The sequence below is a fragment of the Streptomyces varsoviensis genome, assembly GCF_000718635.1.
In the GTDB taxonomy this organism is placed as follows: domain Bacteria; phylum Actinomycetota; class Actinomycetes; order Streptomycetales; family Streptomycetaceae; genus Streptomyces; species Streptomyces varsoviensis.
This window is the reverse complement of the sequence record NZ_JOBF01000025.1, coordinates 1-12,331: the sequence shown is the minus strand read 5'-3', so window position 1 is coordinate 12,331 and position 12,331 is coordinate 1. Positions and strand designations below refer to the sequence as shown.

The 12,331-nt window shown below is 74.5% G+C and carries 13 protein-coding genes; 4 read left to right on the top strand and 9 right to left on the bottom strand.

Annotated features, from left to right (window positions below):
* Window positions 1-52: 52 nt before the first annotated feature.
* Window positions 53-811 carry a TetR/AcrR family transcriptional regulator gene (locus IF55_RS29085; RefSeq protein WP_048832676.1) on the top strand — a complete coding sequence of 253 codons (759 nt, stop codon included), beginning with the start codon at window positions 53-55 and terminating at the stop codon, window positions 809-811.
* A gap of 81 nt (window positions 812-892) precedes the next feature.
* On the opposite strand, the gene IF55_RS29080 is transcribed toward IF55_RS29085, so the two are convergent.
* Together IF55_RS29080 and IF55_RS29075 are read right to left on the bottom strand one after the other, a co-directional pair.
* Window positions 893-1,831: an alpha/beta fold hydrolase gene (locus IF55_RS29080; protein WP_030887499.1), complete on the bottom strand. Its 939-nt coding sequence runs from the start codon at window positions 1,829-1,831 to the stop codon at window positions 893-895.
* A 374-nt stretch (window positions 1,832-2,205) separates the two neighbouring features.
* Window positions 2,206-3,477, bottom strand: a complete 1,272-nt coding sequence (locus IF55_RS29075; protein WP_048832675.1) for a phenylacetate--CoA ligase family protein — start codon at window positions 3,475-3,477, stop codon at window positions 2,206-2,208.
* Between the two features lie 178 nt (window positions 3,478-3,655).
* Between IF55_RS29075 and IF55_RS29070 the strand changes: the two genes are divergently transcribed.
* Complete coding sequence (locus tag IF55_RS29070) at window positions 3,656-4,567, top strand: arylamine N-acetyltransferase family protein (protein WP_078645432.1); 912 nt, start codon at window positions 3,656-3,658, stop codon at window positions 4,565-4,567.
* Window positions 4,568-4,603: 36 nt separating this feature from the next.
* Here the strand turns inward: IF55_RS29070 and IF55_RS29065 are convergent, their stop codons facing one another.
* The 3 genes from IF55_RS29065 to tsaB are packed head-to-tail and all read right to left on the bottom strand — an operon-like array spanning window position 4,604 to window position 6,200.
* Window positions 4,604-4,969 carry a hypothetical protein gene (locus IF55_RS29065; RefSeq protein WP_030887489.1) on the bottom strand — a complete coding sequence of 122 codons (366 nt, stop codon included), beginning with the start codon at window positions 4,967-4,969 and terminating at the stop codon, window positions 4,604-4,606.
* 23 nt (window positions 4,970-4,992) lie between these two features.
* Window positions 4,993-5,490 carry a ribosomal protein S18-alanine N-acetyltransferase gene (gene rimI / locus IF55_RS29060; RefSeq protein WP_048832690.1) on the bottom strand — a complete coding sequence of 166 codons (498 nt, stop codon included), beginning with the start codon at window positions 5,488-5,490 and terminating at the stop codon, window positions 4,993-4,995.
* A 32-nt stretch (window positions 5,491-5,522) separates the two neighbouring features.
* Complete coding sequence (gene tsaB, locus IF55_RS29055) at window positions 5,523-6,200, bottom strand: tRNA (adenosine(37)-N6)-threonylcarbamoyltransferase complex dimerization subunit type 1 TsaB (RefSeq protein ID WP_030887482.1); 678 nt, start codon at window positions 6,198-6,200, stop codon at window positions 5,523-5,525.
* A gap of 160 nt (window positions 6,201-6,360) precedes the next feature.
* On the opposite strand from tsaB, the gene IF55_RS29050 reads away from it, so the two are divergent.
* A complete protein-coding gene (locus IF55_RS29050) occupies window positions 6,361-6,954 on the top strand; it encodes a hypothetical protein (RefSeq protein ID WP_030887479.1) in 594 nt (197 codons plus the stop codon).
* Window positions 6,955-6,987: 33 nt separating this feature from the next.
* Here IF55_RS29050 and IF55_RS29045 read toward each other — a convergent pair whose 3' ends face one another.
* From IF55_RS29045 to alr, 4 genes are all read right to left on the bottom strand, one after another.
* Window positions 6,988-7,197, bottom strand: a complete 210-nt coding sequence (locus tag IF55_RS29045) for a hypothetical protein (RefSeq protein ID WP_037966301.1) — start codon at window positions 7,195-7,197, stop codon at window positions 6,988-6,990.
* A 177-nt stretch (window positions 7,198-7,374) separates the two neighbouring features.
* Window positions 7,375-7,923: a tRNA (adenosine(37)-N6)-threonylcarbamoyltransferase complex ATPase subunit type 1 TsaE gene (gene tsaE, locus IF55_RS29040; protein WP_030887476.1), complete on the bottom strand. Its 549-nt coding sequence runs from the start codon at window positions 7,921-7,923 to the stop codon at window positions 7,375-7,377.
* A 184-nt stretch (window positions 7,924-8,107) separates the two neighbouring features.
* Window positions 8,108-9,373: an alpha/beta fold hydrolase gene (locus IF55_RS29035; protein ID WP_048832674.1), complete on the bottom strand. Its 1,266-nt coding sequence runs from the start codon at window positions 9,371-9,373 to the stop codon at window positions 8,108-8,110.
* Entirely contained in the window at window positions 9,370-10,530 is a 1,161-nt protein-coding gene (gene alr, locus IF55_RS29030) for an alanine racemase (protein WP_030887471.1), read from the bottom strand. Before alr ends, IF55_RS29035 begins: the two co-directional genes overlap by 4 nt.
* 184 nt (window positions 10,531-10,714) lie before the next feature.
* On the opposite strand from alr, the gene IF55_RS29025 reads away from it, so the two are divergent.
* Window positions 10,715-12,139, top strand: a complete 1,425-nt coding sequence (locus IF55_RS29025; protein ID WP_030887468.1) for a bifunctional ADP-dependent NAD(P)H-hydrate dehydratase/NAD(P)H-hydrate epimerase — start codon at window positions 10,715-10,717, stop codon at window positions 12,137-12,139.
* The last annotated feature ends 192 nt before the right edge of the window (window positions 12,140-12,331 follow it).

The following is a 12,331-nucleotide window of genomic DNA, read 5'->3' as shown; positions in this document are numbered from 1 at the left end:
AGCCCCCGGCGGCGAGATTACTATACGCGTATAGAAACTATCCGCTGAGAGAATGGGAACCGTGACGAAGGACGTGACGAAGAGCCCGTCCGAGGAGTCCGCCAAGGACTCCTCCCAGGGCTCCACCGAGACCAAAGACCGGAACAAGCGGCCCGTCGGACGGCCCCGCCGGCTCGAACTGGAGACGATCGTCGCGACCGCGCGCCGCGTCCTGGAGGAGGAAGGCGTCGCGGCCCTGAGCATGCGACGGCTGGCCAAGGAGGTCGGCAGCACGCCGATGGCCCTCTACCACCACGTCCAGGACAAGGACGAGCTGCTGATGCACGTGCTCGTCGGCACCGCCCGCGCCCTCCCCCGCCCCGACCTCCCGGCCGAACCGCGCGCCCGGCTCCGCGCCGTCGCCGTCCATATGCACGACATCCTGCGGCGGATGCCGTGGGTCGTGGAGATCCTCGGCCTCGGCGACGTCACCGACCGGCACGCGCTGTGGATGGTCGAGGAGATCATCGACTCGGCGATGCGCTGCGGACTGAGCGAGCACCAGGCCGTACGGGCGTACCGGACGCTGTGGCACTACGTCTACGGCGAACTCGTCTTCCAGGCCGCCATGGCCCGCCGCGCCGAACAGCCCGGCCGCCGCCGGTACTTCCCCGAGATGCTCGCCGTCCCCGCCGAGGCCGACCCGGCCGAGCTGCCCCGGCTGACCTCGCTCGCCGACCGCTGGCTGGAGCTGACGGCGGACTACGACGTCGCGGAGGAGATCACCGCGATCATCGACGGCCTGCTGGCCCGCCGGAACGACGAGCGGTAGCGAGCAGTATCGCGAGGCCGCGTACGGACCACTCCCACGGGCCCGCGCGTACGAGCACGAGCCTCCACGCGCCCCTGCCGCCTACCGCTCGGGCACCCGCCCCGGCGGCACCGTCGCGAGTCGGCCCGTACGCCCGAAGTACTCGATGGGGCCGCAGTAGTCGAGGCCGCCGAGCGGCCGGCCGTCGAAGAACCGCACCGCCAGGTCGACGACCTCGGCGGGCCGCTCCAAATGGGCCATGTGGTCGGCGCCCTTGATGGTGGTGAAGCGCGCGTCGCCGCAGCGGGCCGCCGCCGCCCGGCTCAGCAGGGGCGTCGTCAGCGGGTCGTACTCGCCGGTCGCGACGAGGATGGGGACGGTGGCGGGCTCGCCCTCGGGGTCGCCGGTGTAGTCGAGCAGCCGGGTCGTGTTGTCGCGGTACTTGTCGAGTTCGTCCGCCGTCATATTGTTGAGCATGCTGGTCAGGCAGCGGATGACGACGTTGCGGCGGGCGATGGCGGCGTCCGGCTCCAGGCAGACCAGGCCGTCCAGCACATGCCCGACGAACTCCTCGTGCCGCCCCTGCGCCGCGAGGTCGAGGGAGCGCTGGAGCACCCCGCGCACATGCTCCGTCATCTGCGCCATGGTGCCGAACAGCAGGAGCCGCGCGCAGCGTTCGGGGTGGAGCTGGGCCCAGCGGTAGGCGACGGCGCTGCCGTAGGAGGCGCCGAAGACGTTGACCGGGCCCGGGGCGACGGAGGTCAGCAGGTGGTCGAGCGCGCCGGTGAGGAAGTCGAAGCCGCACTCGGGCGGCAGCCGGTCGGCGTCGCCGCCACCGGGCAGGTCCATGGTGATCACGGTCGCCTCCGCCAGGAACCCCTGCTCCACCCGCCCCCAGCCGGCCTTGGTCTGGAAGGCGCCGCCGACCAGGACCACGGGCGCCAGACGGGCGCCCGGCCGGTGCACGATCCGCCCCTCGTACGCGAGGCCGCCGAAGGTGAGCGGAATGATCTCCTCCCCGGCAGCGGTGAGCGTCGTCACGAGTGCGTCTCCGTTCGCTGGGCAAGCGTCGCTTGCGGTGTTCACGAGAGCAACGAGCACCGCGGGGGTGAGGTCACAGCCCGCGAACGCCGAGGAGCCGTCCGGCGGGGCCCCCGGGCCCACGACCAACGGCTTTGTACGGAGAGGGAGTTCGCGTTCGAAGGGTCACCCGCGACGGCCGGGCGGCGGACGCGGACCGGTGGATATGGGCACGGACGTGGGTACGGGCGTACGTACGAGCGTGAGTACGGGCGCGGGTGCGGGGCGGGCATGGGCACGGCCGCACGGGCACTCCCCCACACCGTTGCCCGCCCGTATCTCCCGCATCACTCACATCGCCCTCGTCAGCTCTCACCCGACGCCCTTGTCGACTCTCACCCGACGCGCTCGTCGACGAGCCGGAGCCGCTTGCCGGTGCGGGGGTTGCTGACGAGGCCGTCCGGGCCGACCCACTCGATGGCGAGGGGGTGGATCAGGCCCAGTTCCAGGGTCTCGGCGAAGTCCTCGACGTGCACGCGCGCGGTGAGGGCCCGCTCCAGGTCGGCGCGGCCGGCCGCGTCCGCGTCCGCCGCGGGGGCGGCGGAGCCCGCCAGCCGCAGGACGAGTTCGTCCAGCCCCTCCCGGTGCCGCACCACGGCCTGCATGCCGACGGCCCGGCCCGCGTCGTCGGCGCTCTCCACCAGCCGGTGCAGGCCCTCCAGGTCCACGTTGACCGTGCCGACCTTGGCCTCCTCGCCGGAGCGGCCGAGCAGCCGGAAGCGGCGGCGGGGAAAGTCGACCCACTCGGCGAGATCGCCGACGGGGTAGCGCAGCAGCGGCATGAGCCGCCGCGTGAGGTCGGTGACGACGACCCGGCCGGGCCGCCCCGGCTCCTCGACGACCTCGCCGGTGTCCGGGTCGAGCAGTTCCAGCACCTTGTCCGGGAAGGTCTCGTGCACGCGGGTGTCGGGCTCGCCCGGTACCGGGCCGCCGAGGCCGCCCGCGTCCACGCTGCCGTAGCCGCCGGAGCGGACCTCGGCGCCGGGGAACGCGCGGGCGATGAGGGCGAGCTGGTCCTCGTAGCACGCCTCCCCGCCGAACAGCACCAGCCGTACGTCCGGCAGCGCGCCCACGGAGCCGACGACCTCCGTGGCGAGCCGGCACAGCGAGGTGGGCGGCGCGGCGACGACGGTGGCGGCGAAGTCGCGCATGACGCCGACCGTGAAGTCGAGCGGCGCGTTGCCGCTGATCGGTAGCTGCACGGTGCGGACGGGCAGGTCCTGCACGCAGTCGTAGAGGAAGACGAAGCTCGGGTAGAGCCGTCCGGCGTAGAAGAGGTTGGCGACCCGGTCGCCCTGGCGCAGCCCCGCGGCAACGAGCGCCTCGCCGAACCGGCGGCCCGCCGACCGCCATTCGTCCCAGGTGTAGACGGAGATCCGGGGCGCGGACGTGGTGCCGCCGGTGTTGAAGACGACGCCGTCCGTGTGCGGACCCGTCAGCACCCGGCTGTCGCGCAGGCCGTGCGCCGCCCAGTACTCGCGCATCGGGACGAGCGGGAGCGCGGCCAGTTCCGCCGCGTCATCGGGCTGCCCCGCGTACAACTCGCGGTAGAACGGCGAGCGTTCGCGGACGAACCGGATGAGCTCTGCGATCTGCGGGTCCTTCACGTACGTCAACTCCCTGGCGCCGCACGGCGAGACGGCCCACGGACCGCCATCACCACCTGTGATCGCAGGCTAACCCACCGCAGTCGCCATCCCGCAACCCGGCAGCTCACCGGGGGTCCCGGGGCAACCGGAATACTCGGCCACCACTTCGGCACGGCCCGGCCGTACAGTCGTACGCATGTCTCTGATCACCGAGCCCGCGAGCACGACGACCACCAGGGCCGGCGGGGCCGACGGGGGCGGCGGGGCCGCCCCCAGCCTCGACCTGGACGCCTATCTGGCCTGCGTCGGCTGGAGCGGCGAGCGGCGGGCGAGCGCGGACACGCTGCGCTCCCTGCACCGCGCGCACCTGCACAGCATCCCGTTCGAGAACCTGGACGCCGTGCTGGGCTCGGCCCCTTCGCTGGCGCTGCCCGACGTGGAGGCCAAGCTCGTACGCGGCGGGCGCGGCGGCTACTGCTTCGAGCAGAACACCCTCTTCGCCGCAGTGCTCAAGTCCCTCGGCTTCCACGTCACGATGCACACGGCGCGGGTGCTGCGGGCCGGGGGCCACGACGCCGTACGGCCGCGCACCCACATGCTGCTGATCGTCCGCGTCCCCGGCGAGGAGGGCCGCTACCTCGCCGATGTCGGCTTCGGCGGCGCCACCGGCCTGCTCGAAGCGGTCCCGCTCGTCGCCGGCACCGAATTCCGGGCGGGCCCCCGCCTGCACCGCCTGGTACGGGCGACGGAACACGACGGGCTCCTGGACCTGTGGGTGCTCCAGGCCCCGGAGGCCGGCGTCTGGGCCGACCAGTACGCCTTCACCCTTGACCCCGTCGCCCCCGCGGACCTCGAAGTACTCAACTGGTACATGGCCACCAGCCCCCGCTCCCCCTTCTCCCACACCCTCTCCGCCCACCGCAGCACCCCGGAGGGCCACTTGGCCCTGCGGGGCCACACGCTCGTGGCGACCGGCCCCGACGGCACCCGCACGGAACGCGAACTGGCCGACACCGACGAGGTCGTACGCGTCCTGGCCACCGACTTCAACATCGCCGCCCCGGAGGGCACCCGAGCCGCCGTCGCCTCCCCGACCAACCGCCCCTGACACCCGCGCCCGGGCGTCAGCGAAAACCGCGGGTGCTCAGCGCTCCACCCGAGCGACGGCGGCGCAGGCGTAGGCGTAGGCATCGTCGAGGATGCCGCCGATCTCGGCAGCGGCCCGGCGGACCTGGGCCGCGTCGGCCGACTCGGTGAGGTCTTCCAGCTCCCGAAGGCGCACGGCGATGCGCGGCTGACGCTGAATCTGCACATAAGCGGCCCACTGAGTGGTGAAACGCCGCAGTGGGGCGGGGTCGGAGCCCTGCCGTGCCTGATCGGCGGCCTGGTCCAGCTCGCGGGTGAAGGCGGGCAGCGCCGCCGGCGCGATCTGGGCGACAGCCTGGCGCAGCGCGGTAACGGTACTGGGCGGCTGCGGGATCAGGGGCTGCTCGGGACCGCCGGCAGTCATGTTCCCCATGGGCTCGATTCTGATCAGACGCGGCTCTCGGACGTCCCCTGGGCGCCCGGGCCGTTCTCGCCGTGGGGGGACGGGCCGGGGAGGCGCATGACGAGGGCGTCGACATTGCCGGGCTGGTAGTAGCCGCGGCGGACGCCGATGGGCTCGAAGCCGAAGCGCTCGTACAGCCGCTGGGCGCGGTCGTTGTCGACGCGGACCTCCAGAAGGACCTCGTGGCACTCGAAGGCCGTGGCGGCGGCGAGCAGCTCGGTCAGCAGGCGCGCACCGAGGCCGGTGCCCCAGTGGTCGCGGGCGGTGGCGATGGTCTGGATGTCGCCGGTGCCGTCGTTGGCGGCGAGGCCGCCGTAGCCGACGATGCGGCCCTCGGCGTCCTCGGCCACCGCGTAGCGGCGGTTGGCCCCCGGGCCGCGCGCGTGCGCCAGCTCGGACCAGAACAGCCCCTTGGACCAGGCGTCATCCGGAAACAACTCGCGCTCCAGCGGCAGCACCTGGCCGAGGTCCCACCAGCGCATCTCCCGTACGGACACGGGGGCGGCCGAGGCGGTCACCGGGGCGTGACCACCTTGTAGTTGGCCGGCACCTTGGCGTCCGGACGGCGCAGGTACATCGGCCGCGGGGCCGGCAGCTCCTCGCCCGCGGCGAGCTTCTCGGCCGCGAGGGCGGCCAGCGCGGCCGCGGACTGGTGCTGCGGCAGATCGGGCCGCAGGTCCGCGAACGCGTCCGGGTAGAGCAGCGCGCCCGCGCCGACCGCCGGCAGGCTCCCGACGGCGTCCGCGATGTCGTCGGGCCGGTCGACGGAGGGCTCGCCGACGCGCGTACGGGCATCGGCGTACCGCGCCCAGTACACCTCCTTGCGCCGGGCGTCGGTGGCCACCACGAACTCCCCGGGCAGCTCCCCCGTCGCCCCGGCCGCGTAAGCGATCCCGTCCAGCGTGCACAGCCCGTGCACCGGGACCCCCAGGGCCTCGCCGAAGGAGGCGGCCGTCACGAGGCCGACCCGCAGCCCGGTGTACGGGCCGGGGCCGACGCCGACGACGACGCCGGTCACGGCGGCGAGCCCCACGCCCGCGTCGGACAGCACGCGGTCGACGGAGGGCAGCAGCAGTTCCCCGTGGCGCCTGGCGTCCACCTGGTTCGACTGGGCTACGACGGCGCCGCCGTCCCCGTCGTAGAGCGCGACGGTGACGGCGGGGGTGGCGGTATCAAGAGCGAGCAGCAGCACACATACAGCCTACGGCGCGCGGCGCGGCCCCCGTTTCCCCGTCCGGCCCGCCCCCGGCCGGGCGGGCCGGACCGCCCGCCCCCGCCGACGGCGCGGCGGCGGGGCGGCCGGGTGCTACGGTCAGCCGCAAAGTCGTACGTAGGACGAAAGGGTGCGCAGCGTGGCACGCAGCAGCTCGGGGCCGGTCGTGGCCGGGCTCACCGCGGCGGCACTCGCCGTGGTCGGATTCCTCGCCTTCCAGGCATCGGCCGCGCCGGACAACCCGGCGAAGGCCGGCGCCGCGCACTCCTCCCCGTCCGGTCACCCGAAGGACAAGGGCAAGGGCGACGGCAAGGGCGGCCCGGACGGCAAGGACAAGGCGTCCACCGCCATCCCGGCCTCGTCGGGCTCCGGGCTGCGGGTCGTCTACGCGCTCAAGGCGAAGCGCGTGTGGCTGGTGGGCGAGAACGAGCAGGCGACGCGGACGTTCGAGGTCGCGCCCAGCTCGGTGAGCCCTGAGCCGGGCACGTACCAGGTCCCCCCGAGGGGCCGTTCGCCGCAGTTGCTCGGCTCGGACGGGGTTCAGGTCGAGCACGTGGTGCAGTTCCACATCGGGGAAGGCGGCATCGTCTTCGGCTTCAGCGCGGCCCTCGACGGTTCGACGCCGGACCCGAACGCGACGAAGAAGACGGGCGCGGTGCGCGAGCAGCGGGCGGACGGGGCCGCGATGTGGAAGTTCGCCACGACCGGCACGAAGGTGGTCGTGGTCCCGTAGGGCCGTTCCCCCGTATGGGCTAACGCGGGGCGTCTACGCGGCGTGCGGCCCGGCCTCGGCCGGGCAGTCCGTCCCGGCGGGCGCCGAGCCCTCGTCCGTCCGCGGGCCGGCGGCCTCCGGGGCCGTCGGCGGCGTGGAGACCGCGCTGGCCGCGGCGCAGGACGCCAGCAGGTCGCTCATCGAGGGCTGCCGCTCCTCGTCGCGCCGGGCTGCCACGGGAGCTGCGGGCTCTTGGGCCGACATGGTTGCCTCCTGGGGCTGCTGGGGCGGACAGGTATGGGTTAGGTACACCTAACCGGCTCTATACGCCTCCATGTGACCACGCGCGACACCGCGCGCGCAACATCTTGCCGACGGCTTGTCGGAATGTGAGCGGCACCCCGTCGCGGAACCCGCCGTACCGGTCACTGAGAGAAACCCCTAAGCCCCCAGGGCCGTCAGATCCACGCTCGCCCACCGCGCGCCCACGCCGGTCAGCGTCACCTGCCGTACGTCGTCGCCGTCGTACTCGCCGTCACCCTCGCCCCCGGCCGCCGGCTCCGCGCCCACCGCCCGCTCGATGAGGACGTGCAGCCGGTCCTCCGACAGCTCCTCGACCTTCCCGTCGCCCCACTCCACGACGATCACCGAGTCCGGCAGCGAGACGTCGAGGTCCAGGTCCTCCATCTCGTCGAGGCCGCCGTTCAGCCGGTACGCGTCCACGTGCACCAGCGCCGGCCCGTCCCCCAGCGGCGGGTGCACGCGCGCGATGACGAAGGTCGGGGAGGTGACGGCGCCGCGCACGTCCAGCCCTTCGCCCAGGCCACGGGTGAGCGTCGTCTTGCCGGCCCCCAGCTCGCCGGAGAGCAGCACGAGGTCGCCGGGGCTCAGCAGCGCGGCGAGGGCGCGGCCCAGTTCGCGCATGCGCTCGGGCGTCTCGACGGTGATCTGTGCGGTGGCGGTCACGGTCTCGGTGTACGGGACGTTCATACCGGCCGATGGTACGGGCCCGAGCCCCATGATCTGGAGCCGTGCGCCCCGTGCGTCCGGCTCGTACGGGCGCCACAGCCGTGCGCGCGCCCGTACGAGCCGCCCAGCCGTCCCGCGGTAGCACCGGCAGGCCCGCCCGCGTCCGTAAAAGAGCCTTGTGAGCCCCCGGTGAAACCGCCGGCCGTCAGCCGCGCTCCGTGCCCTCGCCGGACGCGGCCCGCGTGGTGAGCGCCTCGCCCGCGCCGGCCGCGGCCAGCACCTCCGCCAGCCGGGCGTTGACGGTCTCGGGGTGTTCCAGCATCACCAGGTGCCCGGCGTCCGGCACGAGGGTCAGTTCGGCGTCGGGGAGCGCGGCGGCGATGGCCTCGCTGTGCTCGCTCGGGGTGATCAGGTCGCCCGCGCCCGCGAGGATGAGCGCGGGCATGTGGTCGAAGGCGCACAGCGCCTCGATCTTGTCGTGTTCGGCGAAGGCCGGGTAGAACTCGGCGACGACGTCGATGGGGGTCGCCTCGATCAGCCGCTCCGCGAACCGCGCCACCCCCGGATCGACGTCCTTGGCCCCGAACGAATAGCGCTTGATGATGCCCGCGAAGAGGTCCGCGGTCGCCCGCCGCCCCTTCTCCACCAGGTCGGCCTGCGAGCCCAGGGCCTTCAGGACGCCGGGCAGTACGCGCCGCACCGCGTTCATCCCGACGACGGGCAGCCCGTAGTTGACGTCGGCGAGGTTGCCCGCCGAGGTGCCGATGAAGGCGGCGCCGACGACGCGTTCGGCGACCAGACCGGGGTACTGCGCGGCCAGCGCCATCATCGTCATGCCGCCCATCGAGTGCCCCACCAGCACCAGCGGCCCCTCGGGCGCCGCCGCGTCGATGACGGCCTTCAGGTCCCGGCCGAGCAGATCGATGGAGACCGGCGCGCTGTCCTCGGCCTCCCCGACGCGCTCCCGGCTCGCGCGCTGGGCGCGCCCGCGCTCCGAGCGCCCGTGGCTGCGCTGGTCCCAGTAGACGCCGCGGACCGCGCCGCGCAGGGCCGCCCGCTGGAAGTGCCAGGCGTCCTGCCCGAGGCAGTAGCCGTGCGAGAAGACGACGGTGACCGGCTGCCGCGGCGCACGCCGCCCGAACAGCCGCGTGCGCAGCGCCGCGCCCTGCGCGTCGCCCTGGGGCGCGGCCCCGTCCGCCTCGTCCACCTCGTAGTACAGCTCCGTGCCGTCCTCCGCTACGGCCGTGCCGGGGGTGCCGCGCAGCGTCCCGTACGGCCCCGCGGAGTCCAGCGCCACCCGGGCCCGGCGCCGCATGCCGCGGCCGACCGTCAGCCGCTCCAGGGCGACGCCCGCCGCCGCGCCGGCCGCGACCACCCCTATCGCCGCGCCCGCCACCCCCGCGCCGCGCTTCCAGCCCCAGTTCAGTCCCTTGGCGGCGGCCGCGCCCGGGCCGCTCGTCGCCTCGCTCATGCTGCGCCCCCCGTGGCATCGCTCTCACCGACATAGACGCGGGGCACGCGCGCGGAGATGCGCGTGACGACCTCGTATCCGAGGGTGTTGGTGGCCCGCGCCCAGTCCTCGGCGGTCGGCTCGCCCCGGTCGCCCGGCCCGAACAGCACCACCTCGTCGCCGACCGCCGCGTCATCCCCGCCGAGGTCGACCACGAACTGGTCCATGGCCACCCGCCCCGCGACCGTGCGCGGCTTCCCCGAGATGAGGACGGGCCCGGTGCCGGACGCGGCGCGGGGTATGCCGTCGGCGTAGCCGAGGGGGACGAGGGCGAGGGTCGTCTCGCCGGGCGTGACGTACTTGTGCCCGTAGCTCACCCCATGGCCGCCCGGCACCCGCTTGACGCTGACCAGCGACGCGCTCAGCGTCATCACGGGCCGCAGGCCGAAGTCGCCGGGGACGCCGATCTCGGCCGACGGCGACACCCCGTACACGGCGATGCCGGGCCGTACGAGGTCGAAGTGCGACTCGGGCAGGGTCAGGGTCGCCGGGGAGTTCGCCATGTGGCGCACCTCCGGATCCAGCCCCCGCGCCTCGGCGTGGCCGACGCTGTCCCGGAAGACCGCGAGCTGCGCCTGGATGGACGGGTGACCGGGCTCGTCCGCGCAGGCGAAGTGCGACCACAGGCCGGTGACCTTGAGGGCACCACGCTGCTCCGCGGCGCGCGCGGCGGCGACCAGGTCGGGCCAGTCGGCGGGCTGGCAGCCGTTCCGGCCGAGCCCCGTGTCGATCTTCAACTGGACGCGCGCCACCCGGCCGGCCGCGACCGCGGCGGCCTCCGCCTCGCGCAGCGCCCACAGCCCGCTCACCGAGACATCGATGTCCGCCTCGATGGCCTCGCGCCACGGGTCGCCGGGCGCCCACAGCCAGCACATCAGCCGCCCCCGGTCGCCGGCGGCGCGCAGCGCCAGCGCCTCCTGCGGCGTGGCCGTCCCCAGCCACGTCGCCCCGGCCTCGCGGGCCGCGCGCCCGCAGGGCACCGCGCCGTGTCCGTACGCGTCGGCCTTGACCACGGCCATCAGCTCGGCGCGCGGCGCACGGGCCCGCAGGGCGCGTACGTTCTCCCGCAGCGCGGCCAGGTCGACAACGGCACGAGCGCGCATCTGTGTCTCACTCATCACCGCCAGTGTCTCAGGCCGCACAGCTGTACAGCACTCGCAGCGGCGCGCCGGAGGTCGTCTCCGCCTTCGGTTACGTGGTGGGGGCACGCACTCCGCCTACCCGCCCCGCCCCGCACCAGACGACGCGCGGGCCGGGAACCGCCGCCCTGACGCGCCCACCCGCGTCGCCGACACTGGACGCATGAGGACTGGCTACAGCGTGGAGAAAGTACGGGCCGCCGAACGCGAACTGATGGCACGACTCCCGGACGGCGCCCTCATGGCGCGCGCCGCCGCCGGACTCGCCGCCGCCTGCGCCGGCCTGCTCGGCCGCGTCTACGGGGCGCGCGTCGCCCTCATCGTCGGCAGCGGCGACAACGGCGGCGACGCCCTGTACGCCGGCGCGCGGCTCGCGCGGCGCGGCGCCGGCGTGAGCGCCGTGCTGCTCGCCCCGGAGCGCACGCATCCCGGCGGCCTCGCCGCCCTGCGCGCCGCCGGCGGCCGCGTCCTGACCGCGGGCGACGGTACCGCCGCCGTCGCCCGGGCCGACCTCGTCGTCGACGGCATCGTCGGCATCGGCGGCAAGGGCGGCCTGCGCCCGGACGCGCAGGCCCTGATGCGGGCCGCGACGGGCACGGTCGTCGCCGTCGACCTGCCGAGCGGCATCGACGCGGACACCGGCGAGGTCACCGGCGAGGCCGTACGCGCCGACGCCACCGTCACCTTCGGCGCGTACAAACCCGGCCTGCTCATCGACCCGGCGCACGAACACGCCGGCGCGCTCCGCCTCGTCGACATCGGTCTGCGGCTCCCCGAACCCGACATCGAGGCCCTCCAGCACGCGGACGTCGCCGCGCTGCTGCCGCGCCCGGCGGCGGAGAGCGACAAGTACCGGCGCGGCGTCGTCGGCGTCGTCGCGGGCTCCAGCCGCTACCCGGGCGCGGCCGTACTGACCGTCGCGGGCGCCCTGCGCGGCGGCGCCGGCGCGATCCGCTACGTCGGACCCGGCTCGGACGCGGTGATCGCCCGCTTCCCCGAAGGCCTCGTCACCGCCGGCCCGCCGAGGAAGGCCGGGCGCGTCCAGGCGTGGGTGATCGGCCCGGGCGTGGGCGACGACGAGGGCGCGCACCAGGCGATGGCGGACGTCCTGGCCTCGGACGTCCCGGCCTTGATCGACGCAGACGCCCTCCACCTCCTGCCGCCCGCCGGCCAGCTTCGGGCCCGCGAGGCCCCCACCCTCCTGACCCCCCACGCGGGCGAGGCGGCGGCGCTCCTGGGGACGACCCGCGAAGAGGTCGAATCCTCCCGCCTGGCTTCCGTACGGGCCCTGGCCGACCGCTACGGCGCGACGGCCCTCCTCAAGGGCTCCACCACCCTGGTCGCGACCCCCTCCCACCCCGTACGCGCCAACCCCACCGGCACCGGCTGGCTGGCCACCGCCGGCAGCGGCGACGTCCTCTCCGGCCTCACCGGCTCCCTCCTCGCCGCCGGCCTCACCCCCCACAACGCCGCCTCCACCGCCGCCTACCTCCACGGCCTAGCCGCCCGCCACCTGGCCCCCCGCCCCCTAACCTCCATCGAGGTCGCCTCAGCCCTGACGGCAGCATGGCGAGACGTGACTGGCTGACCCCCTGGGTGGGTGCGAGGTCGGGGCCTACGGGGTGGGGTGGCGACGTGTGTGGGTGGGTGCGGGGTCGGGGCCTACGGGGTGGGGTCCTCCACCGCATATTTACGGGCCGCAAACCCGGAACCGTCATCTCACCCGGCACTCCGGCCCACAAATACACGTCAGCGTTCCGGACCCCACCCCTACGGCCCC

Excerpts from the sequence above, each read along its gene's own strand:
- IF55_RS29025 (WP_030887468.1), top strand. The coding sequence starts at position 10,715 with ATGAGGACTGGCTACAGCGTGGAGAAAGTACGGGCCGCCGAACGCGAA.
- alr (WP_030887471.1), bottom strand. The coding sequence starts at position 10,530 with ATGAGTGAGACACAGATGCGCGCTCGTGCCGTTGTCGACCTGGCCGCG.
- IF55_RS29045 (WP_037966301.1), bottom strand. The coding sequence starts at position 7,197 with ATGTCGGCCCAAGAGCCCGCAGCTCCCGTGGCAGCCCGGCGCGACGAG.
- IF55_RS29065 (WP_030887489.1), bottom strand. The coding sequence starts at position 4,969 with ATGACTGCCGGCGGTCCCGAGCAGCCCCTGATCCCGCAGCCGCCCAGT.
- rimI (WP_048832690.1), bottom strand. The coding sequence starts at position 5,490 with ATGCGCTGGTGGGACCTCGGCCAGGTGCTGCCGCTGGAGCGCGAGTTG.
- IF55_RS29070 (WP_078645432.1), top strand. The coding sequence starts at position 3,656 with ATGTCTCTGATCACCGAGCCCGCGAGCACGACGACCACCAGGGCCGGC.
- tsaE (WP_030887476.1), bottom strand. The coding sequence starts at position 7,923 with ATGAACGTCCCGTACACCGAGACCGTGACCGCCACCGCACAGATCACC.
- IF55_RS29035 (WP_048832674.1), bottom strand. The coding sequence starts at position 9,373 with ATGAGCGAGGCGACGAGCGGCCCGGGCGCGGCCGCCGCCAAGGGACTG.
- IF55_RS29085 (WP_048832676.1), top strand. The coding sequence starts at position 53 with ATGGGAACCGTGACGAAGGACGTGACGAAGAGCCCGTCCGAGGAGTCC.